Consider the following 21519-nt stretch of genomic DNA (forward strand, 5'->3'; position numbering starts at 1 on the left):
TAGGTTGGTTACGCGTTACGCACCCGTGCGCCACTATTGTCATTGCTGACAACCGTTCGACTTGCATGTATTAGGCCTGCCGCTAGCGTTCATCCTGAGCCAAGATCAAACTCTCCATTGTAAAATACTCTACACCCATGCGAACATGGGCTGATGTCAAGTGCTGACCTTGCTCACATATTGACGTTATGGTCAAATTCGTTTCGCTTGGTTTGTTCCACTGTGTTTCTTCCGAAGAAGAAGCAGCAAGTGGAACACTTACTATTTTGTTTGTTTCCGTCATTCAAAGAACGTGTGATGCTTCCATTTGAAGTATCAGTGTGGGTTGGTGATTCAACCCGTGGTTGTCGTTGTCAACCTTTGTTTGTTTTGGGAGTGCAAAGGTAGAAACTATTTTTTGATTTGGCAACTTATTTTCGAAAATCTTTGTGTTTTTCGATTCGTTTTTCAAACCAGCTGCTTTCTATTAAAGCGGCTTTTTTATTTGTAAGTCAGTTGATTAAGACTGACTATTGAGTACCTCTGTACGTTTTGGGAGTGCAAAGGTAGTGTCTTTTCTCGACTTTCAAACTTTTCAGCGAAAAAAATTTTAGTCTTTTTCGTTTCGATTTTTCAAGTCTGGTTGCTTCCGATTGAAGCGGGCTGCAAAGGTACGGTGGCTTTTTTCGCCGGTGCAAGCTATTTGAGAAATAAATCTCGCGGCTTGATACTGGCTGCGGTGGGTAAGACAAATTGCTTTCCACTGCGGTTCCTAGCCTTTCAATTTGGTGCCTGAGTAGGTGCTTTTGGCTTTTCCGTTAGTCCGTTTGACGTTTCGGGACTGCAAAGGTAGGAGGACTTTTGGCGGCGGCAAGCGGCTTTTCACGAAACAGCTTGTCTAGGGTTGTAAGTGGTTGAGATTCGGGCGCAAATTTTTAAGGTTGCACCCGAATCTTGACTACATCAGTAATTCTTTGATTCCTCTTCTAAAACTGCTCGAAACTCATCAGGATTGACAACGAACCCTGTTTCCCCATTAACCGAAAACACATTTATCAAAAAATCATTTTGCTCGAAAGACTCTAGATGTGTTATCACTAGCTCATCAAGCGAGAGAGCATGTGGTACGTAACCTTGCCACTTTCCTCCCGCATTCAACTCGGTATACACTGCTGCTGGCCAAATCGAAATGAGTGTATTGCCTTCAACCGCAGCTAATGCCCAAGTTCCGTCTGCATGGGTAAGGGTATATGCCATCTCAAAATCAACAACCTTTTTTACTGTGTGTTGATATCGTTCAAATGGCTTTAACGCCGACACACTGGCTATTTCCTTTTGATTTGGCTTGTAATCCATTTCAAAACTAGCGGTGGAGGGTGCTGACGCGGTCGGGGCCGACGCTGACGATGCGAATGGGAACCTGGAGCTCGCGCTCGAGGAAATCGAGGTAGGCGACGAGGTTGGGGGGGAGTTGGGCGGCGTCGGTGATTTGGGTGAGGTCGGAATTCCAGCCGGGGAGGGTGATGTACTCGGGAGTGACGGTGGTGAGCTCGCCGGGGTCGGGCAGCTGCGGGGTGCTTTCGCCGGTGGCGGTGCGGTAGTGGGTGCAGGCCCGGATTTCGGTGAAGCCGTCGAGGACATCGGCTTTCATGAGGTGGAGCTCGGTGACGCCGTTGAGCATGATGGCGTAGCGGAGGGCGGGCAGGTCTATCCAGCCGGTGCGGCGGGGGCGGCCGGTGGTGGAGCCGAACTCGCGGCCGGCCTGGCGGATTTGCTCGCCGACTTCGTCGTGGAGCTCGGTGGGGAATGGGCCGCTGCCGACGCGGGTGCAGTAGGCTTTGGTGATGCCGTAGACCTTATCGATGTGGCGCGGGGCGATGCCGAGACCGGTGCACGCGCCGGCGGCGATGGTGCTGGACGAGGTGACGTAGGGATAGGAACCGAAGTCGATATCTAACAAGGAGCCCTGGGCGCCTTCGGCGAGGATGCGCTTGCCCTGGGTAAGAAGGTCGTTGAGAAGGTATTCGGTGTCGGTGAGCTGGAGGGTGCGCAGGAATTCGACGGCGGAGAAGAATTCGGCCTCGAGAGACTCGATTTCGAGCTCTTTGTGGTTGTGGGCGGCGATGGCGGCGTGCTGGGCGACGGCTTCGCGATAGCGCTGCTCGAAATCGGGCAGGAGGATATGACCGACGCGGAGGCCAACGCGGCCGATTTTATCGGAGTAGGTGGGGCCGATACCTTTGAGGGTACTGCCGATTTTGGTATTGCCACGGGCTTCTTCGCTGATGCGGTCGAGGGCGCGGTGCGAGGGGAGGATGAGCTGGGCCTTCTTGGAGATGTAGAGGTTTTTGGACCAGTCTACTCCCCTATCGGTGAGTTTCTGGAGCTCCTGCCGGAAAACGATGGGGTCGAGGACGACGCCGTTGCCGACGATGTTTAGGATGTGGGGGTGGAAAATACCGCTCGGCACCTGGTGCAGGACGTGCTTGATACCGTCGAAAGTGAGGGTGTGGCCGGCGTTGGGGCCACCCTGGAAACGGGCAACGGCCTCATAAGTGGGCGCTAATACGTCAACGATTTTCCCTTTCCCTTCGTCGCCCCATTGGAGGCCTACTAATACGTCTACTGGCATGGTGGTTTGGAGTCGCCCTCCGGGGCTCACCTCACCCCCCGGCCCTCTCTCCTTTGGAAGAGGGAGAGCCGAGGTGGCGTGGTAAGTTGGGTGACGAATGAATGGTTTCTAAAGTAAATATCAAAAAAATGGCCGCCTAAATGGCGGCCGGAGTTAGCTGTTGGCGGGCGGCGGCTTCGTCGGCCGCTACCGTGAAGATGTTGTTGAGCTTGGTGATGGCCAGCATTTTCTTGGGGTGGTCGGCGGGGTTGATGAGGACCATCTCACCGCCACGGCTGCGGAACTTGGTGAGGAGCGAAACGAGGACGCCGATGCCGGTGCTGTTGATGTAACGAATTTCGGAGAGGTCGACAGCGCATTGATTAAGCTCTTCGCCGAGATGCGCGTTGACGGATTCCAGAAGCAGGTCGGTATCGGGGCTGCCAATCAGGTCGCCGGAGAGGTGGACGAAGAGGATGCCGTTTTTAACGGTGCTGGTGGTGGTCATGCGGGAATGGAACGGGCGGCAGCCTGAGCACGGCAGTCGCCGCAGATGCCGTAAAGATTTAAAGAATGATGCAAGATATGGAAGTTCAGCAGTTCGCCGACCATCGTTTGGATGCCGTGAATGCGTGGGTCGCAGAATTCCACCACTTTATGGCATTCGGTGCAGATAACGTGGTCGTGCTGACGGTAGCCGTAGCTTTTCTCGTACTGGGCGAGGTTGCGGCCAAACTGGTGCTTACTGACGAGGCCCTGCTCGACCAGCAAATCCAGCGTGTTGTAGACGGTGGCGCGGCTTACCTGGAGGCCGCGCTCCTTCATGCCGGCATACAGCTCTTCAACATCGAAGTGACCGGAGCGGGCATATATCTCCTCCAGAATGGCATACCGCTCGCCGGTTTTGCGGAGGCCTTTGTTTTCGAGGTGGGCGGTGAAGAGCTTTTTTACTTCTTCGAGCTTGTCGGTATTCAAGGTGCCCTGCGATGCGGCACTGGCCGTATGCTTAGCCGCATAGCTGGTTTCTGATGAGCCGCCCATCCCCTGCCCGACTCCATCGGCCGAATTAGCCAATGACTGCGGAGAAACCGGCGGTGCTGCTTGAGGTAGTTTCACTGTATATAGAAGGAATAGTGGGGCGGAAGCAGAAAGTCAGGACCAGTAAGCCACAACGGCTACTTTAGGTTCTCACTGCGCGAAGTAAAGATGGTAATGATTGGCACAGCCAGGGTTGAAGGCAGCCTGGCAGCTTGGGCACGTATTGCGGCAGTTTAGATACGCCGTGATGCTGAGGGTGCTTTTGCAATTGCCACAGAGAATGGCCGGGGTTGCAAATTCGGCTTTAGGCCAGATGAGGGGCGCATGGTCGGCCGATTCCCGGTGGCACTCGATGCAGGCATAATAGGTATCACAGCACTTGAATTTGATGGCGATGATATCGCGCTCGGAATGGTAGTGGGCGCACTGGGTGCGCTCGTTCACGGCGGTGCCGTGGCAAACCATAGGTGCGGCAGTTTCCATGCTTACGAATCGAACCGCTCCACTTGCAGCACGCCATTTACCCGGCTCAGGCGCTGGAGGAGCTTATTCAGATGGTCGGTATCGTTCACGAAAACCATAATCTGCCCCTCAAAAATCCCGTCGTTGCTGTCGACGGTGATGGCCCGCATATTCACCTTGAGGCTGGTGCTGATAATACGGGTCACGTCGTTGACGAGGCCCACGCGGTCGGTGCCCTTGATGCGGATGCCGGCCAGGAAGGCCAGCTCCAGCTGCTCCGTCCACTTGGCGCGCACGATGCGGTTGCCGTAGTTCGACATTAAATCGACGGCGCGCGGGCAGCTGGTGCGGTGGATGATGATGCCGGTTTCGGTTTCGAAGCCGAACACGTCGTCGCCGGGAATCGGGTTGCAGCAGCGGGCAATGCTGTAGTTGAATTTGTCGGTGTGCTCGCCCACTACCAGCATATCGGGGCGTACCCCCCGAATTTTCTGCACCTCGTTATCAAACGTTTTCGGCTCCAGCACCGAAGGCATGGGCTTCTCGTTGAACAGCGACTCGCGAACGGTCCGTCCGTCAACCTGCCCTACCGCCAAACGGTAGTAGAATTCCTGGGCCGTGGGCACGTTGAAGTAAGCCAGCAGCCGGTTGAAATTGTCCTGCGTGAACGGCACCCCAATAAGCTCCAACCGCTTTTCGAGCAGGAAACGACCGTCTTCGGCCTTCGCCCGTTTATCGTCGCGCAAAAATTCCTTGATTTTGGAGCGCGCCTTCGTCGTAATGACAAAATTGAGCCATTCCGCCGTCGGTCGCTGCTTGTGCGAAGTCAGAATCTCGACCTGGTCGCCGTTGCGGAGCGGGTAGCTGAGGGGCTCCAATTTCTGGTTCACCTTGGCACCCAGGCAATGCATGCCGATTTGGGAGTGAATATCGAAGGCAAAGTCCAGCGCCGTGGCCTTATCTGGCAAAATCACCAGCTTGCCCTTGGGCGTGAAGGCGTAAATCTCTTTCACGAACAGGTTCTGGCGGAACTCGTCCATGAATTCGAGGGCGCTGGAGTTGTTCGACTCCATCATCTCGCGCACCTTGTTCACCCAGCCTTCGAGGGAGCTTTCGGGCTGAATGCTGCCGGTGTCCTTGTATTTCCAGTGCGCGGCGTAGCCTTTTTCGGCGATGTCGTCCATGCGGCGCGAGCGAATCTGCACCTCCACCCACTGGCCAGCGCGCGACATCACGGTGGTGTGCAGGCTTTCGTAGCCGTTGGCTTTGGGCGTGGAAACCCAGTCGCGCAGGCGGTCAGGGTTGGGCTGGTAAAAGTCCGTTACAATGGAATACACCTGCCAGCAGGCGGCTTTTTCCTGCTCCGGCGGCACGTCCAGAATCACGCGAACGGCAAACAGGTCATACACCTCATCGAAGGTGATGTTCTGCTTTTTCATCTTTTTCAAGACAGAGTAGATGCTCTTGGGCCGGCCCTTGATTTCGTACTCAAAGCCCTGGGCCTTCAGCTCGTCATCAATCGGCTGCACAAACTCCTTGATGAAGCGGTTGCGGGCGGCCTGGCTCTGGCGCACCTTGGCCCGCAGCTCGTTATACGTTTCGGTATCGGTGAATTTGAGGTATAAATCCTCCAGCTCACTCTTTATGGTATAGAGGCCGAGCCGGTGGGCCAGCGGCGCATATAAATAGAGCGTCTCCGACGCAATTTTGAGCTGCTTGTGCCGCGGCATGGAGTCCAGCGTCCGCATATTGTGCAGGCGGTCGGCTATTTTGATGAGAATAACGCGCACGTCCTCGCTCAGCGTGAGCAGCATTTTGCGGAAATTCTCCGCCTGCTCGCTGGTGCCGTACTCGAACACGCCCGAAATCTTGGTCAGGCCATCAATAATCCGGGCAACTTTAGCCCCGAACTCGCGCTCGATATCCGAGATTTCCGTGGGCGTATCCTCCACCACATCGTGCAGCAGCGCCGCCACAATGCTCGTTGTGCCCAGCCCGATTTCCTCCACCGCAATCTGGGCTACCGCCAGCGGATGCAGAATATACGGCTCCCCCGACTTGCGCCGCATCTCCTTGTGCGCCTCCAGGCTCTGATTAAATGCTTTCTTAATCAGCTTAGGGTCACCATCCTTCAGGTACGGCTTGGCAGTGCGCAGCAGGCGGCGGTAGTGGCGCAGGATTTCCTGGCGCTCGGCTTCGGGAGAGATTACGGGAGGCATAAGGAGTAAAGTAACAACGCACGGCGAGAAAAGGTGGCGCAAAAACGCCGCTTCGCCCGTGCAGTCATTCAACGGTACCGATGCCAGACACGCCGTACTACCTTCCTGCGAATTGACTTTGCGCGCAATCACTTTAGCGAGTACCTTTGCGGGCCCGAAGCAAAAGGCGGCGGGGCAAAGACCATGCGGATATGGCGAAATTGGTAGACGTGCCAGGTTTAGGTTCTGGTGCCGCAAGGCGTGTGGGTTCGAGTCCCTCTATCCGCACTTAGTATCTGATACAGGCCTTCAGTCGTATAGGCTGGGGGCCTTTTTTTCAACCATTCAACCTGGCCAGCGGAAGCCGGCTCCTCCTGTTTTGAACATTACCCTCGACAAAAACGACGAGCAGCTGACCGGGCTGCTGACCGTGCACCTGACCGAAGCCGACTATACGCCGACGGTTGATAAGCAAATCAAAGAGTACTCCAAGCGGGCCCAGGTGAAGGGTTTCCGCCCGGGCATGGTGCCAGTGGGCATGGTGCGCAAAATGTACGGCAAAGGCATTCTGGCCGAGGAAATCAACAAAATGCTGGGCAAAGCCGTGGACTCCTATATTAAGGAGAACAACGTGAAGCTGCTGGGCGAGCCCCTGCCCGTGCCGAGCGATGTGGACTTCGACACCGCCAAGGAATTCTCGTTTCAGTTTGAGCTGGGCCTGCTGCCCGATTTCGAGCTGCCCGCGGAAGGTGCCATGCAAGTGGAGCGCCATCAGGTGAGCCTCGACGACGACACCCTGGCCCAAACCAACGAGCAGATTGCCCGGCAGTATGGCGAGACGACTAACCCCGAGGTGTCGGAGGCGGGCGATTACCTCTTCGGTAAGTTCAAGAAGGCTGATGAGGAAGGCGAAGGCCGCACGGTGCTGCTGCCCATCAACAAAGTAACCGGCGACACGGCTCCCTTCATCGGCCAGAAAGCCGACGACGTGGTGACGTTCGACCTGCAGGCCGCTTTCAGCAATGACGCGGCTTCGATTTCGAACTTCACCGGCCTGAGCAAGGCGGAGGCGGCCGAAGCCAAAGGCGACTACACGCTGAGCGTGGAGAAAGTGAACCGCACGGCCGCACCCGAGATGAACCAGGAGCTGTTCGACAAGGTATTCGGCCCCGAGGCCGTGGCTTCGCAGGAAGAGTTTGATGCCAAAGTGCGCGAAACCATCCAGTCGAACTACGACCGCGAGAGTGACGGCGCGCTGAACAACAGCATTGTGGAGCAGCTGGTGAGCACCGTGGAAATCAAGATTCCGACGGAGTTCTTCAAGAAGTGGCTGGTGCGTGCCAACGACGGCAAGCTGACGCCCGAGAAGGTGGAAGAGCACTTCAGCGACTACGAGAAGGAGCTGAAGTGGAGCATGATTCGCAACAAGGTGGTGGAAGATGCCGGCCTGAAGGTGAGCAACGACGAAATCGTGAACCGCACCCTCGACAAAATCATGGGCCAGTTCAACATGCCGAACATGCCCGATGAAATGCGCGAGTCGATGCGCAGCTACGCCGACAGCTTCCTGAAGCAGGATAACGGCAAGAACTACGTGAGCGAGTACGAGGCCATTCTGGCAGAGAAAGTGCTGGAAAACCTGCGCGGCAAAGTTGTTGTTACGGACAAGCCCGTAACGGCCGAAGAATTCCGGACCCTGCACAGCTAATTGCTCGGCAGCCCAGTTTTTGGAAAAGCCCTTACGGAAACGTGGGGGCTTTTTTTGTTGGCGTTCCGACAACATTTGCGACCTTCGTTCGTCTTTCAACCCTCACCCGCGCAGGCTCCGGCGTGCGCCACATTTCCCTCAAATGCTGAATAAACAAGAGTTTCGCAAGTTTGCCGTTAAGCACCAGGGCCTCAACGGCCTGGGTGTGGACCAGTACATTCAACACGTGGAAGGCCAGACCCGCGGCGGCCTCATCATGCCCACCGGCATGACCCGCTCGGTGATTGAGGAGCGCCCCACGCGCTTCGCCGAAATCGACGTGTTTTCGCGTCTCATCATGGACCGTATTGTGTTTCTGGGCACGGCCGTGGATGATTACGTTGCCAATATCCTGACGGCGCAGATGCTGTTTCTGGAGTCGGCTGATGCCAAAAAGGACATTTTGCTCTACATCAACTCGCCTGGCGGGTCGGTGTATGCCGGCTTGGGCATTTATGACACCATGCAGTACGTGAACCCTGACGTGGCCACGATTTGCACCGGCCTCGCGGCCTCGATGGGTGCCGTGCTGCTGGCCGGTGGTGCCGCCAACAAACGCTCGGCCCTCCCCCACGCCCGCGTGATGATTCACCAGCCTTCGGGTGGCGCGCAGGGTCAGTCGTCGGATATTGAGATTACGGCCCGCGAAATCCTCAAGCTGAAGAAGGAGCTGTATGACATTCTGGCGCAGCACACGGGCAAAACTTATCAGGAAATCCACGACAATTCGGACCGCGATTACTGGATGCGGGCTGATGAGGCCAAAGAGTACGGCCTGATTGACGAGGTGCTCGAGAAGAAGAAAGCTTAAGCACGGATTTCGTGGATTTAAGCGGATTTCACGGATTTTGCAGTCGATTAATTTGCTGATTAAAAGGCCCTTGCTGTTTTGGCAGGGGCCTTTTCTTTTAATAGAAGGCTACCTGTTGGCATTTTTACTGTCTCATCAGGCGTTAGGCTTGTCGTATCTTTGAGCCCGCTTGTTGAAACGCAGGCTCCTCCCACCCTATTCTAGTCTTCCCTCGTGGCCGAAATATCCTGTTCCTTTTGCAATAAGAGCAAGCGCGAAGTCGCCGTCATGATTTCGGGCATAAATGCCCACATTTGCGAAAAATGCGTGGGCCAGGCCCAGCACATCCTCGACGAAGAAGCCAAAGCTCAGGATGCCGGCAACCAGCCGAAGTTCAACCTCATCAAGCCCCGCGCCATCAAAGAACATCTTGACCAATACGTAGTTGGCCAGGACGAAGCCAAGCGCGTGATGGCCGTGGCCGTGTATAACCACTACAAGCGCCTCATGCAGAAGCCCACCGAGGACGAGGTGCAGATTGAAAAGTCGAACATCATCATGGTGGGCGAAACCGGCACTGGCAAAACCTTCCTGGCCCGCATGCTGGCCAAAATCCTGCAAGTACCCTTCTGCATTGCCGACGCGACCGTACTGACGGAGGCCGGCTACGTGGGCGAAGACGTGGAAAGCATCCTCACCCGCCTGCTGCAAGCGGCTGATTATAACCTCGAAGCGGCCGAGCGCGGCATCGTGTACATCGACGAAATTGACAAGATTGCCCGCAAGAGCGACAACCCCAGCATCACGCGCGACGTGAGTGGCGAGGGCGTGCAGCAGGCGCTGCTGAAGCTGCTGGAAGGCACCAACATCAACGTGCCGCCCCAGGGCGGCCGCAAGCACCCCGAGCAGAAGATGATTTCGGTGAACACCGAGAATATCCTCTTCATCTGCGGCGGGGCCTTTTCGGGCCTCGACCGCATCATCAAGAGCCGCCTGAACACCAAGCCGATGGGTTTCGCCAAAACGAACCTGGAGGAGCAGGTGGATACCGAGAACTTCCTGCGCTACGTGTCGGCCCAGGACATCAAGAGCTTTGGCCTGATTCCCGAGCTGATTGGGCGTCTGCCGGTGCTTACGCACCTCAACCCACTGGACCGCAATACCCTGCGCCTGATTCTGACTGAGCCGAAGAACTCGCTCGTGCGCCAGTACAAGCGCCTGTTCGGCATGGAAAATATCGAGTTGAGCTTCACCGAAGATGCGCTCGAATACATCGTGGAGAAAGCCGACGAGTACCGATTGGGGGCGCGGGGCCTGCGCTCCATCTGCGAGAGCATCATGACTGATGCTATGTTTGAGATGCCTTCCGAGGCCGAGGCCGATGCCTTGCAGATTAACCTGAGCTACTGCCGTAGCAAGTTTGAGAAGTCGCCATTGCGCCACATGCGCGCTGCCTAACGCTGCGTTTAGAGAAGAAAATAAAGAATGCCCGCCGGAATTATCCGGCGGGCATTCTTTATGCTATCCAGCCCGACAATATTCAGGTAACTATCTATCCGGAAACTACTTATAAAAAAGGCCCGCCGATTGGCGGGCCTTTTTTATGGGAAATATCCATTGACCGGAGCGGCAATCCGCCCCGGTCCTGGGGCAATCTATTCCACCACCACGCGCTGGATGCTGGGGGCGCGGCGGTCGGTTTGTACCGTGAGCAGGTAGGTGCCAGCGGCCAGGCCAGCGGTGGAGAACTCAGTGTCATCACCGCTGAAAGTGCGGGTGCCCACTACCTGGCCCAGCACGTTGTGCAGCGTGAGGCGGGCGGCAGTGGCGGGCACGACCAACGTAACGTGCAGCGTGCCTTTGGCCGCGATGGGGTTTGGCCAGACGCTGAATTCGCTCTGGTTGGCATTCTTCGAGGCCGACGCAATTGTTACCGTGAACGTGCGGCCGTTGCTGGCACCACCAGCCGTGTTTACCACCACATTGCCGCTGGTAGCCCCAACGGGTACCGTGAAAGTGATGGTAGTAGCATTAACCACCGTAAAGCCGGGCACGCTGACACGGTTGAGCGTCAGGTCCGTGGTGCCGCCAAAGCCGCTGCCGGTGAGGGTAACGCTGGTGCCGACCGGCCCGAGGGCGGGCGCAATGCTGGTAATGACGGGTACGGGGGTGGTTACGGTGAACAGGACGCCATTGCTGGCAACACTACCGTTCCTCACTACCACGTTGCCGGTGGTCGCGCCATTGGGCACGGTGGCCACAATGTTGGCCGCATCAATGACATTGAACGTAGCAGCGGTACCGTTGAAGGTCACATTGGTAGTCCCGGTGAAGTTGGAACCCATGATGACAATGCCGGAGGCGATGGGGCCGGAGTTCGGCGAAAGGCTGGTAATAACGGGCACCGGTACCGGGATAGCGCAGGTGGTACTGAGCACGAAGTTGCCAACAGCCGTCAGGTAGCCACTAACAAATACGAGGTAGTTGGTACCGAGCACGGAGTTGAATGTCACCGTCGAGCAGGTCACGCTGGGCGTGAAGTCGTCGTTGCCGGCCACGCAGGTGTACACGCCGCAGCTACCCGAATACACGAAGAGCTTGGTATCGAAGCTGGTGGCGGTGTTGCAGGTAGACAACGTGATGTCGGCTCCCGTGCCCACGATGGAATAGAATACCCCGCCCGCATCCACGGTTTCGGTGCAGCTACCGATGGGGTCGCCGGCCGCCGTAGCGCCCAGGGTAGAACCAGTAACGTTCTGCCCGCAGGTGAGGGCAATGGCGCCGGAGCATAGGTCGTTGGGCAGCGGAGCTACGAAGCGAATCGTGGAAACGCCGATTCCATTGGGCGTGGTCACGGTGAGGAAGCCGGTGGTGATGCCCGCGGGCACCGTCACCGTAATCTGGGTAGCCGAGTTCACGGTGAATACCGGGGCTACCGTGCCATTGAACGTAACCTGCGTAGCGCCCGTGAAATAGTTGCCGGTAATCACGACCGTGGTGCCGGCCGGGCCGGTATTCGGCGTGAAGGAGCTGATAACCGGCACCAGGGGCACCGTGAAGCTGGTGGCCGAGACGCCCGTGCCCAGCGGCGAAACCACGGAGACAGGGCCCGTGGAAGCGCCGACAGGTACCGTTACCGTAATCTGGGTGGCCGAATTGATGGAGAATGTCCGGGCATTGACGCCGTTAAATAGTACCTGCGTAGCCGGAGTGAAATCGGTACCGGTAATGACTACCGTAGCGCCCACCGGGCCCGTGGTGGGCGTGAAGCTGGTAATAGTGGGCGGGCTGCCCACCAGAAATGGCGTGGCCGATACGGCCGTGCCGGCCGGAGTGGTAACAATGATATTACCCGAAGTAGTGCGGGCAGCCACCGTGGCGGTGATTGTGGTGGCCGAACCCACGTTGAACGCAACCACCGTACCATTGATGCTGACGGACGTAGCGCCCGTGAAGTTGGTACCCGTGATGGTAACCACCGTGCCCACCGGCCCGCTGGCGGGCGTGAAGCCGGTGATGGCCGGGCCGGGGCCGGGCGCAATGGTGAAGTTGGCGTTCGAAATGTCGAAGAAGTAGTTGTCGGCCGCTTCCACCATTACGCGGGCCTGGGCAGTGGTCACGTTGGGAGCCGTGACCGAGGCCGTGCCGCTATTGGCTACGTTGGCGGCCAGCAGCACGGGGTAGGTCAGGCCGCCGTCGAGGCTCAGGCGCAGGTTTACCAGGGCGCAGCTCACGGGAGCGGCGGTAGTGTTGGCCACGTCCCAGGTTATGGTTTGGGCAGTGCCGCCGGTCCAGCTCACGGCCGTATTGGGGGCCGTTACGAGGAAAGGACCGGAGGCGTCGCTCACGCTCATGTTTACGAGCGAGCTAAAGTCTACGCCGCCGATAACACCGGCCGGGCCGCTGTGGGTGTCGCGGGCCGTGCAGCGGAATTTCAGGGTGCGCGTCACGGTAGGCAGGCGCTCGCCGATGACGGTGGTGTTGTTCACCAGGTCGGTGAGGCGCGGGAAATAGCGGGTGCCGGACGTGGTGGGAATGAACGAGCGGAACAGCGGCGGGTTCAGGTTGGGTAACTGGGCCTCGGTGGGGCTGCCGGTAGGGCCCAGGTCCAGCTCTTCCCACATGTACGTCAGCGGGTCGCCTTCGGCATCGGTGGCCGTGGCCGTCAGCGTGAAAGGCGTACCGATGGGCAGGGTTTTGCCGCTGGCCGGAGCCGTAACCGTGGGGGCAGTGTTGCCGGTGGCGGTGTTGGTGCCGCAGGTAGTGGCATCGATGAAAGCGCGCATCTCCTGGTAGTTACCGGTGTGGAACGTCGGGTCGGAGTTGGGCTGCAGGTTGTTGGCCGAGCCGCAGATGCCGGCGTAGGCCATGATGGTTGAGCCCGAGCCGGGCTCCCAGGCGGTGTTGGGGTTGCGGTTGCCGCCCGCGCAGCTGCCCGCGTTGCCGTTGAAGGGGTGATTACCGGAAAACTGGTGGCCCATTTCGTGGGCTACGTAGTCGATATCAAAGGCATCGCCCACGGGATTGGGCGAGCCCGTGACGCCCTGCGCCTTCCGGCCGTTGCGGCACACCACGCCCAGGCCGGCCACGCCGCCGCCGCCCGTGCTCACCACGTGGCCGATGTCGTAGTTGGCCGAACCGATAATGCGGTCGACGTTGGACTGGTTCTGGGCCAGCAGGGCGCTACCGTTGGTGTTGGAGTAAGCGGGCGAAGGCTGCGGGCCGATGCCACTCAGGAAAACCAGCTGGTCGTTGTTGGGCACCAGCACCAGGCGCACGGCCAGCTCCTTCTCATACACCCCCACTACCCGGTTCACGGTGGCTACTTCGCCGGCCAGTACGCTGGCTACGGTGTTGCCTTTCGTGAGGGCATATTCGGGGGTGCAGGCCAGGGCCAGGCGGTAGGTGCGCAGCTGCGGGCCACTCGCAAGCGCCGTGTTTGCGCCACCCGTCGCCGTCTGCGCAGCCAGCCGCGAGGCGGTGGCTTTCAGGTCGGCCGCAGTGGGCTCAAAGCTGCAGACCAGGGCCGAGCCAGCGGCGGCCCGGTCCATATCGTTGCGATAGAAACCGAGGTAGTGCCGGGTATCGGTCCGGCTCACGGGGTCGATGTAGAAGCTCTTACCGGCAATAGTAAGCACTTGGGCGTGAAACCCCTGCGGGCTCAGGTCGAGCCGCACCGAGGCCGAGGCATCGTCGAGGCCAACCCCGGCGTAGGTCTTGATTTCGGGGAAGCGGGCGGCGAGTGCGGGGGCCATCACCGGGGCCTGGTGCAGCGCGAAGCGCCCCGTGCTACCATTGGGCAGCGGCAGCGCCAGCACCAGCGGCGCGGCACCGGCCTGGGTTTCGGTGGGGGCCGTGGCCAGGGCGGCCCGCAGGCCGGCTACGTCCAGCGTGAGGGGCTGTGAGTGGCGCAGGGCGGCAGCCAGCGGCGAGGCGGCGGCAGAACCACGCGCTTCGGCATCGGCCCGGAAAAATTGGGTGGTTTGGGCCTGCGCGCTCAACGCCGAACCAGCGCCCAGCAACAGCAGTGCGCCAACGCGGCGCAGCGCCGCTTTGGCCGCCGAAATTGTTGTCGGCCGTTGAGTGGCCGACCGCCATTTATATAGTTGCGTCATCTAAAACAGTAAATGAGGTGTAAACAGTAAATCTAAGCAAAATCTAACATCCAAAACGCCGCTAATGAAGAGGCAACACCCTCAGCAATAGTTATTATTTGATATATGCTATTCATCAAATATAACTACTGTTAACGGTCCAGGATTGCGGGAAGATGCCCCGGCCCTTCCCAAACCGTTTTGCGCGGCCTTGTGGCGTAGCCGCAAACCGTGAAGTCCGCCCATCATTCAACTACAAAGTTGAACAATGAGCGGACTTCACCTACTACCGAAATACGGGTGGCCTTAGCCGGCTTGCAGGTATTTCACCATTAGCTCGGCGGTTTTTTTGGCGGCCTGGTTCTGGCCTAGCTTTTCGCGCAGCTCGGCGTAGCCGGCCTGGAGCCGGGCCATGTAGTCGGCGTTGGTGAGGAGGGTGCGCAGCTCATCGAGCAGGTTGCGGGCATTGAAATCGCCCTGAATCAACTCCCGCACCACGGCGCGGCCCACCACCAGGTTCACCAGGGAAATGTAGGGCACCTTGATGAGCATTTTGCCGATGGCGTAGCTCAACGAGCTGGTGCGGTAACATACAATCTGGGGCACGTCAAAGAGGGCGGTTTCGAGGGTGGCCGTGCCGCTGGTAACCAGGGCCGCCCTGGCGTGGCTGAGCAGGTCGAAGGTTTGGTCGAAGAGAAATTTGATGCCGTTGCGCTCGAAGTGCCGGTAGTAATTGGGGTCGAGGTTGGTGACGCCGGCCACCACGAACTGATACTCCTGAAAACCCGGCAGAATGGCAATCATCTCGTGCAGCATTTCCTCGATTTCCTGCTTGCGCGAGCCCGGCAGCACGGCAATAATGGGCTTGTCGGGATTGAGCTGGTTGCGCTGGAAAAAGTCGGCGGTGGGCTCAAATTCGGCCACCGCGTCGGCGGTGGGGTTGCCGGTGTAGTCCACGGCGTACCCGAACTTCTGATAGAACTCGGTTTCGAAGGGCAGGATGGTGAACATCCTGTCGACGCGGGCTTTCACCTGCTCGACCCGGCCCTGGTTCCAGGCCCAGATTTTGGGCGAGATGTAGTAGAACACTTTAATACCCTGGTCTTTGGCAAACTTGGCCATGCGCAGGTTGAAGCCGGCGTAGTCCACCAGAATCAGCACGTCGGGCCGGTAAGCCATCAGGTCCTGCTGGCACTGCTTGAGGTAGCCACGAAACTTAAGCACGCTGGTGGCCGCCTCCAGAAAGCCCATAATGGCCAAATCCTGGTAGTGCCGCACCAGCTCGCCGCCTTCGGCCTGCATCAGGTCGCCACCCCAATAGCGAAACTGCGCGTTGGCATCCTGGCCCTTCAGCTCGTGCATGAGATTGGCGGCATGAAAATCGCCCGAACGCTCGCCGGCAATGAGGTAATACTTCATTCTAACATTTAACAGTTATCATTTAACATTTAACATCCTGCTGCTGCCAACGAATTGCTTTTGTACAGCACCAGCGCAGCAATCAACATCTGTTAAATGTTAATTGATAACTGTTAATTGACATCATGCTCCGTAGTATTCCACGAAGTTGCGCGGCGTTTCGTAGAGCTTGATGCAGTGCAGCCGGGCCTGGGTGATGCTGGGCAGCTCCCGCTCCAGAATCTCCCAGAAGGCGACGGCCAGGTTCTCGGTGCTGGCCATGAGGCCGGCCATGAAGGGCACGTCGAGGTTGAGGTTTTTGTGGTCGACCTGCTCGGTAATGTGGGTGCGCAACAGGTCGGAAAGGGCTTTTAGGTCGACGACGAAGCCGGTTTCGGGGTCGGGCTGGCCTTTCACGGTCACAATCAGGTCGTAGTTGTGGCCGTGCCAGTTGGTATTGGCGCAGGGGCCGAATACCTCGCGGTTGCGCTCCTCGCTCCACTTGGGGTTGTGCAGCTTGTGGGCGGCGTTGAAATGTTCCTGGCGGCTAACGTATATCATTCTGCTCGTTGTCAGCTGTTAGTTGCTAGTTGTCAGTTTAAAAGAGGCGCATGCCATCTGACAACTGACAACCAGTAACTGACAACTAGGTGGTTTTCCGCAGCAAATATACGAAGAAGGGTACCCCGAACAGGGCCGTGACCAAGCCCACGGGCAGCCCGGCGGGCGGGTAGAGCAGCCGGGCCAGCAGGTCGCAGGCCAGCAGAAAGGCTCCGCCCAGCACCGCGCACACCAGCAGATTGTAGCGGCCCGTGGTGCCCAGCAGGCCGCGCGTGAGGTGCGGCACCAGCAAGCCCACAAAGCCCACCGGCCCGCACAGCGCCACCACGCCGCCCGTGAGGCCGGCCGCCAGCAGCACCAGCAACCAGCGCCGCCGGGCAATGGGCAGGCCCAGGGCAGCGGCCCGCTCCTCCCCCAGCAGCAGCAGGTTGAGGTCTTTTTGCAGGAAAGCCAGTACCACCAGGCTGATGCCCAGCACTGCCGCCGGGTACGGCAGCACGTTCCAGCCAGCCCGCTCGAAGCTGCCGAAGGCCCAGAACACTACGCTCCGCAAGCTGCCTTCGGGCGAGGCCAGGAAGGTGAGCAGGCTGCCCAGCGCCGAGGCCAGCGCCCCCACCGCCACGCCCGCCAGCAGCAGCGGGGCCGGCAGAATCCGGCCGCGCCGGGTGCCCAGCGCCACCACCAGCAGCGTAGCGGCAAACGCGCCCACCAGCGCCGCTACCGGCGGCAGGTACACGCCCATAAACGTGAGCGAGGGCACCAATACATACACCGCGATAGCGCCCAGCGAAGCCCCCGAGGCCGTGCCCAGCAGGTAGGGGTCGGCCAGCGGGTTGGTGACCAGGGTTTGGAGCAGGTAGCCGCTCACGGCCAGGCTGGCCCCGGCCAGCAGCGCCAGCAGCAGGCGCGGCAGGCGCAGCTGCACCAGCACCAGCTGGGCCGGGTCGGTGGGGTCGTAGTGGCGGAATGTATTCAGAATAAACGAATACGACGTGGTGTAGCTGCCCACGCGCAAGCCCACGACTACGAGCAGCAGCACGAACAGCAGGCCGATGAGTAGCCACAGCCCGGGACGAGCCGGCACCAAGCCGCCGCTACCTGAACTCTGCATACAGTTGGTCACCAACCACCTCCAGGTCGGCGGCATCTGTATTGGCTAGTAAAATAACGACCTTGTTGAACCCTTTGTCCGTGAGCAGCACGGAATTGAAGCCATTGATGCTGCCCCGGCGTTCCAGCACGGGCTGCGGGAAGGTTTTATCGTTGCAATAGAAGGCGATGGTCGGGTAGCCGCGCGCGTATTCCACGAATCCTTTTTGCTGGGGTGTGGTGAGCAAAGCCGTCGTAGGGCGGGTGAGCAGCTTGTTTGTTTTCAAGGCCTGCACGAGCTTCAGCAAGTCGGCGGTAGTGGAGTAGATGGCCCCCGCGCCGGCATAGTTGGAGAGGTAGATGGGCGAATCATTTTGAAGCGGCTGGTTGGGTTTGCCGCCGCCGAAACTGTAGTTGTGGTAGCCGTAGGCGAGCCCGGGAATTATCCGGTCTTCGGAAATGACCCCGGTGTCATCCATCCCCAGCGGCTTCAAGATATTTTCTTGAACCAGTTCGGAATAGCTTTTCCGGGAAATAACCTCCAGCACCCGTGTCAGCAAAATATAGTCGACGTTATTGTAATTGAAAGCGGCCACCGGCGGCCCAACCTTTCTGGCTACAAACTTGCCGATGAACTCAGCGGGGGCATAAGCATTTGAATAAGCTGTTCCCGGCTCGTTCTTCAAACCTGAATAATGAGTCAGCAACTGAAGAATGGTAATGTCGTGGCAATTGGCGGGCAAGTCGTTCAGGTAGCTGCCCACGTTATCGGACAGGTGCAACTGCGATTTTTCGCAGCGCTGTAGCACTAGAATGGCCGTGAACAGCTTGGTAACTGAGGCAATGGGCAGCCGCGTGGTATCCGTCATTGGCACAGCAAATTGCCGGTTGGCATAGCCCTGATGCACCCGGGCCAGCACCCGCCCGGATTGCGCAATCAGTCCGGTACCACTGAATTTCCCGGCGGCCGCTGCGCCGTCCATAATGGCCGCAATCCGCATCTGCGCAAAGCTTGGCGTAGCCAGTAGAATAAGAGCCGCAAACAAGAACCGCATCATAGAAAACAAGAACTGACTGGCAAAGTAGTCACATTTGCCAGTTGCCCGGCGCAACACTGGGCACTAGCGCAGCAGCCTTTGCAGCTCGCGCACTGACTCGACCACGCGGGGACCGGGCCGCTCCAGGAGGTCGCCGGTGATGGGGAACACGCGGCGGGTACGGTAGGCATTGGTGCGACGCAGCTCCGGGTAATTTTTAAAAAGCGTGCTATCCAACTTCTCGAAGCTGCCGCCGAGCAGCACGTCGGGATTCAATTTGAGCACGTACTCCCGGGTCAGGGCCGGGTAGGGCTGCGGGAAGGTTTCGCTGACGGCATTGCGGCCGCCGGCAAAGCGGATTTCATCGGTAAAGAGCGTGTTCTGGCCGTAGCAATAAATGGGGTCCGGCCAGGTAATGGCCAGCACGGTTGGCGAGCTGGCGAGCTGCTGAGCTGGTGCGCTGACAACGGTTTTCAGTTCGCGCCGCAGCGAGTCGGTCAGGCGCCTGGCCTGCGCCGGGCGGCCCAGCAGGCGGCCCACGTCATCGATGCCCCGGAAAACGTCGGCCACGGTGCGGTAGCGCTGGAAATACACCGGAATGCCCAGCTCCTGGAGCCGCTGCGCATCATCGACGGAGGTCATGCCCTCAATGGTGAAAACCACGTCGGGATGCAGCAGCAGCAGCTTTTCCATATCGAGCGGGTAGTTGTTCACCACGGGTTTGCGCAGCACGGCGGCGGGGTAATTGTCCTGCGGCACGCGGGCGACGATGGTGGCGGTATCGGCCACGGCGTACAGGATTTCGGTCATGCTGGGGGCCAGGGCCAGCACGCGGCGCGGGTGGGCGGGCAGGGTGAGGGCGCGGCCCAGGTCGTCGTGCACCAGCACGGTGGCCGCCGGCCGGGACTCCGGCTGGCAGCTGGCCGCCGCGAGCAGCAGCGAAAGAAACAAGAACAGGCGCATGGGGCAAAGGTAGAACCGGCAAGCAGCGCCGCTTAAATAAGTACCGCGAATTTCCAATTCGCCCCCGCGCCACCGGGTGTAGTTCGGCGCGGCGGCGAATTGGAAATTCGCGATACTCGTTGGCTTTACCCAAATACGGCAGTGGGCAGCGCGCTCACCAGCAAACAACCAGCTTAGTATGGTGGCGGACTGGTTTTAATCAGGCGCTTGATGGTGCCGCGCACCCGGCTGACCTGACCGCCACAGGGCGGTGTAACCTCCAGCTCATAGCTCACCATCTGGTGAGAGGGGTCCAGAACCACATCGGTAAACAGTTGCCCGGCGGGCACAGTCTGCAACACCCCATCTACGAACCAGCGCGGGCTGGTTCCCAGGTTGGTGCCGCTGGCCCGTACCCGCACCACCACCTGACACGAATTTGCACTGAGTTCGGTTTCGGTAAAGCTAACGACCGGCGGGCACCGGTTTACATCGACGGTGATAACGCGGCCCACCGAAGGAATGCCCTGGCTGTTGAGCACGAACAGCAAATACTGGCCGGGCGGACAGTTGGCATTGACAGGAGCCGTGACAGTGAGGTTTGTCGCGCCGGCCGGGGCGAAGCTCAACTCCAAGAAGCGCTGGTTCATGTTGAAGGAGTGCGTAACGGAGGAGAGCCGTACCAGCGTGACGCGGGAAATGGCGGCAGAGCTGGGAGTGGCGACCTGGAACTGCTCCTGATACCCCACAATGGGTGGCGCAGTGGTGAGCTCCGGCCGCGCACCATTAAACAGGTACCAGGGGCTGTAGAGCTCGGCATTGGGTTGGTCGGAATAGCCGCCACCGCTGCCGCCGCCGGCCGAGAGCACCCGCCCGTCGGGCAGTAGCAGGGCCGTGGAACGGTATAGCCGGGGCTTTTGCATAGCGGCCGCTGCCACCCAGCGGCCGTCGGGGTAGCCGGTGGAGGGGGGCAGCCAACGCTCGGCGGGTAGCACGGCGAAGTTATCAGTGGGGGAGATAGCACTGGTGGTGCCGCCAGTCACCAGCACCGAGCCGTCGGGTAGCAGGGTGCTGTTGACATGGTAGCGGGGGTACTGCATGGGCGGGCCGGGGCGGAACGTGGCCCCGGTGGTGGTGAGTTCGATGAGCTCGGTGGTGTTGGTCACGCCCACCTGCCGGCTGCCATCGGGGTTGAGGGAGCCGTAGCCGCCGCTGCCACCGATGAGCAACAGGCGGTCGGGCTGGTACATCACGGCCGTGCCGGCATCGCGGCGGCCGTTTTGCATGCCGGGGCCGGGGGTGCCCCCCAGGCTGGTACCCAGCGCGGTGGTGCCGGTCATGGTCCAGGACCCGCTACCGGTGGGGTCCAGGTAGCCGGTGTCCACGTTGGGGCCGGCGCAGAATACTTTACCGTTGGAGGCGGCGAACATCATCGGGTAGAGCGGCAGCTCCCGGGCGGCCCCGGTGAGGCGGAACCAGGTGCCGTTTTGCCAAAGGTCGGGGACGTTGTTCTGCCGGCTGTTGTCGCACTCGTCCGCCAGCCCGGCAGTGACCAGCACCCTGCCATCGAGCAGCGAGGTATTGGTTGGATACCACCGGCCATCGGCCATTGAAGGAGCTCTTGTCCACGAATTAGTCGACGGGCTGAACAAGTTACCGTCTGGCATTCCCATAACTTTTCTTACGAAAGGTCTTCTCGTAGAATCGCAAATTGGAGTATCATGGCCACCTGTTACCAACAAGCGGCCATCCGGTAGAAAAGAGTGACCGCTGCAGAAAACATTGCAGTTGGCCATTGACAGGACTGTAAACTGACTGTTTGCCGGATTCCACGATTCTACGTAGTAGCCCCAGCTGAGCACCTGCCCCGTGGGCAGTAGGTGGGAATGGATGGCGATTGAGGTGCCAGGAGTATTGCCCGCAACGCCCCAAGGGAAAGGAGCCGACCACGCTCCAAGCTGCCCCGGCCCAGGGAAGGACGGGTTAGGACCGACAATTTGTGCGCCCCCCGCATCAGCAGATGAGGGCATGGGAACTGATGGCTTCGCAGTGGGTTTTAGGGCCGCAGGCTGC

The 21519-nt window shown here is 59.2% G+C and carries 16 protein-coding genes, 1 tRNA gene and 1 rRNA gene; 4 read left to right on the plus strand and 14 right to left on the minus strand.

The window, feature by feature from the left end; translation table 11 throughout:
• The 7 genes from ABD819_RS16745 to ABD819_RS16775 all read right to left on the minus strand — a co-directional run.
• Positions 1-121 (minus strand): 16S ribosomal RNA (locus ABD819_RS16745); the annotation flags it as partial.
• Positions 122-942: 821 nt separating this feature from the next.
• On the minus strand, positions 943-1335 hold the full coding sequence (locus ABD819_RS16750; protein WP_345126118.1) for a DUF2750 domain-containing protein: 393 nt from the start codon (positions 1333-1335) through the stop codon (positions 943-945).
• 7 nt (positions 1336-1342) lie between these two features.
• Positions 1343-2611: an adenylosuccinate synthase gene (locus tag ABD819_RS16755; protein ID WP_345126119.1), complete on the minus strand. Its 1269-nt coding sequence runs from the start codon at positions 2609-2611 to the stop codon at positions 1343-1345.
• 136 nt (positions 2612-2747) lie between these two features.
• Entirely contained in the window at positions 2748-3098 is a 351-nt protein-coding gene (locus ABD819_RS16760; RefSeq protein WP_345126121.1) for an STAS domain-containing protein, read from the minus strand.
• Complete coding sequence (locus ABD819_RS16765) at positions 3095-3565, minus strand: Fur family transcriptional regulator (protein ID WP_345126194.1); 471 nt, start codon at positions 3563-3565, stop codon at positions 3095-3097. Before ABD819_RS16765 ends, ABD819_RS16760 begins: the two co-directional genes overlap by 4 nt.
• Positions 3566-3778: 213 nt before the next feature.
• Positions 3779-4111 (minus strand): CHY zinc finger protein, encoded by a 333-nt coding sequence (locus tag ABD819_RS16770; protein ID WP_345126122.1) that lies wholly within the window; start codon positions 4109-4111, stop codon positions 3779-3781.
• A gap of 2 nt (positions 4112-4113) precedes the next feature.
• Positions 4114-6309 (minus strand): RelA/SpoT family protein, encoded by a 2196-nt coding sequence (locus tag ABD819_RS16775; RefSeq protein ID WP_345126124.1) that lies wholly within the window; start codon positions 6307-6309, stop codon positions 4114-4116.
• Between the two features lie 185 nt (positions 6310-6494).
• Here ABD819_RS16775 and ABD819_RS16780 point away from each other — a divergent pair.
• The 4 genes from ABD819_RS16780 to clpX all read left to right on the plus strand — a co-directional run bounded on the left by ABD819_RS16780 (position 6495) and on the right by clpX (position 10283).
• Positions 6495-6576 (plus strand) — tRNA-Leu (locus ABD819_RS16780).
• A 91-nt stretch (positions 6577-6667) separates the two neighbouring features.
• Complete coding sequence (gene tig / locus ABD819_RS16785; protein ID WP_345126127.1) at positions 6668-7996, plus strand: trigger factor; 1329 nt, start codon at positions 6668-6670, stop codon at positions 7994-7996.
• 142 nt (positions 7997-8138) lie between these two features.
• On the plus strand, positions 8139-8846 hold the full coding sequence (locus tag ABD819_RS16790; RefSeq protein ID WP_345126129.1) for a ClpP family protease: 708 nt from the start codon (positions 8139-8141) through the stop codon (positions 8844-8846).
• A gap of 213 nt (positions 8847-9059) precedes the next feature.
• Positions 9060-10283, plus strand: a complete 1224-nt coding sequence (gene clpX / locus ABD819_RS16795) for an ATP-dependent Clp protease ATP-binding subunit ClpX (RefSeq protein WP_345126130.1) — start codon at positions 9060-9062, stop codon at positions 10281-10283.
• Between the two features lie 197 nt (positions 10284-10480).
• On the opposite strand, the gene ABD819_RS16800 is transcribed toward clpX, so the two are convergent.
• The 7 genes from ABD819_RS16800 to ABD819_RS16830 form a co-directional block, all read right to left on the minus strand.
• The gene (locus ABD819_RS16800) at positions 10481-14440 is read right to left on the minus strand and encodes an IPT/TIG domain-containing protein (RefSeq protein WP_345126131.1); all 3960 of its coding nucleotides are present in this window, start codon (positions 14438-14440) and stop codon (positions 10481-10483) included.
• A gap of 285 nt (positions 14441-14725) precedes the next feature.
• Positions 14726-15838: a lipid-A-disaccharide synthase gene (lpxB, locus tag ABD819_RS16805; RefSeq protein WP_345126133.1), complete on the minus strand. Its 1113-nt coding sequence runs from the start codon at positions 15836-15838 to the stop codon at positions 14726-14728.
• Between the two features lie 123 nt (positions 15839-15961).
• Positions 15962-16378: a 6-pyruvoyl trahydropterin synthase family protein gene (locus ABD819_RS16810; RefSeq protein WP_345126136.1), complete on the minus strand. Its 417-nt coding sequence runs from the start codon at positions 16376-16378 to the stop codon at positions 15962-15964.
• An 85-nt stretch (positions 16379-16463) separates the two neighbouring features.
• Positions 16464-17489: a FecCD family ABC transporter permease gene (locus ABD819_RS16815; RefSeq protein WP_345126139.1), complete on the minus strand. Its 1026-nt coding sequence runs from the start codon at positions 17487-17489 to the stop codon at positions 16464-16466.
• Positions 17473-18525, minus strand: a complete 1053-nt coding sequence (locus tag ABD819_RS16820; RefSeq protein ID WP_345126143.1) for a serine hydrolase domain-containing protein — start codon at positions 18523-18525, stop codon at positions 17473-17475. The genes ABD819_RS16815 and ABD819_RS16820 overlap by 17 nt, the downstream gene beginning before the upstream one ends.
• A gap of 63 nt (positions 18526-18588) precedes the next feature.
• Positions 18589-19467, minus strand: coding sequence for an ABC transporter substrate-binding protein (locus tag ABD819_RS16825; RefSeq protein WP_345126145.1), 879 nt, complete (start codon positions 19465-19467; stop codon positions 18589-18591).
• A gap of 173 nt (positions 19468-19640) precedes the next feature.
• The gene (locus ABD819_RS16830) at positions 19641-21056 is read right to left on the minus strand and encodes a galactose oxidase early set domain-containing protein (protein ID WP_345126146.1); all 1416 of its coding nucleotides are present in this window, start codon (positions 21054-21056) and stop codon (positions 19641-19643) included.
• Positions 21057-21519 lie beyond the last annotated feature (463 nt).

The organism is Hymenobacter antarcticus (genome assembly GCF_039539545.1).
Taxonomy (GTDB): Bacteria; Bacteroidota; Bacteroidia; order Cytophagales; family Hymenobacteraceae; genus Hymenobacter; species Hymenobacter antarcticus.

Bases quoted from the DNA above. Each gene is read 5' to 3' on its own strand.
- ABD819_RS16825 (WP_345126145.1), bottom strand. From the start codon at position 19,467: ATGCGCCTGTTCTTGTTTCTTTCGCTGCTGCTCGCGGCGGCCAGCTGC.
- ABD819_RS16830 (WP_345126146.1), bottom strand. From the start codon at position 21,056: ATGGCCGATGGCCGGTGGTATCCAACCAATACCTCGCTGCTCGATGGC.
- ABD819_RS16755 (WP_345126119.1), bottom strand. From the start codon at position 2,611: ATGCCAGTAGACGTATTAGTAGGCCTCCAATGGGGCGACGAAGGGAAA.
- ABD819_RS16820 (WP_345126143.1), bottom strand. From the start codon at position 18,525: ATGATGCGGTTCTTGTTTGCGGCTCTTATTCTACTGGCTACGCCAAGC.
- ABD819_RS16800 (WP_345126131.1), bottom strand. From the start codon at position 14,440: ATGACGCAACTATATAAATGGCGGTCGGCCACTCAACGGCCGACAACA.
- ABD819_RS16790 (WP_345126129.1), top strand. From the start codon at position 8,139: ATGCTGAATAAACAAGAGTTTCGCAAGTTTGCCGTTAAGCACCAGGGC.
- ABD819_RS16760 (WP_345126121.1), bottom strand. From the start codon at position 3,098: ATGACCACCACCAGCACCGTTAAAAACGGCATCCTCTTCGTCCACCTC.
- ABD819_RS16810 (WP_345126136.1), bottom strand. From the start codon at position 16,378: ATGATATACGTTAGCCGCCAGGAACATTTCAACGCCGCCCACAAGCTG.
- ABD819_RS16775 (WP_345126124.1), bottom strand. From the start codon at position 6,309: ATGCCTCCCGTAATCTCTCCCGAAGCCGAGCGCCAGGAAATCCTGCGC.
- lpxB (WP_345126133.1), bottom strand. From the start codon at position 15,838: ATGAAGTATTACCTCATTGCCGGCGAGCGTTCGGGCGATTTTCATGCC.
- ABD819_RS16750 (WP_345126118.1), bottom strand. From the start codon at position 1,335: ATGGATTACAAGCCAAATCAAAAGGAAATAGCCAGTGTGTCGGCGTTA.
- ABD819_RS16770 (WP_345126122.1), bottom strand. From the start codon at position 4,111: ATGGAAACTGCCGCACCTATGGTTTGCCACGGCACCGCCGTGAACGAG.
- ABD819_RS16815 (WP_345126139.1), bottom strand. From the start codon at position 17,489: ATGCAGAGTTCAGGTAGCGGCGGCTTGGTGCCGGCTCGTCCCGGGCTG.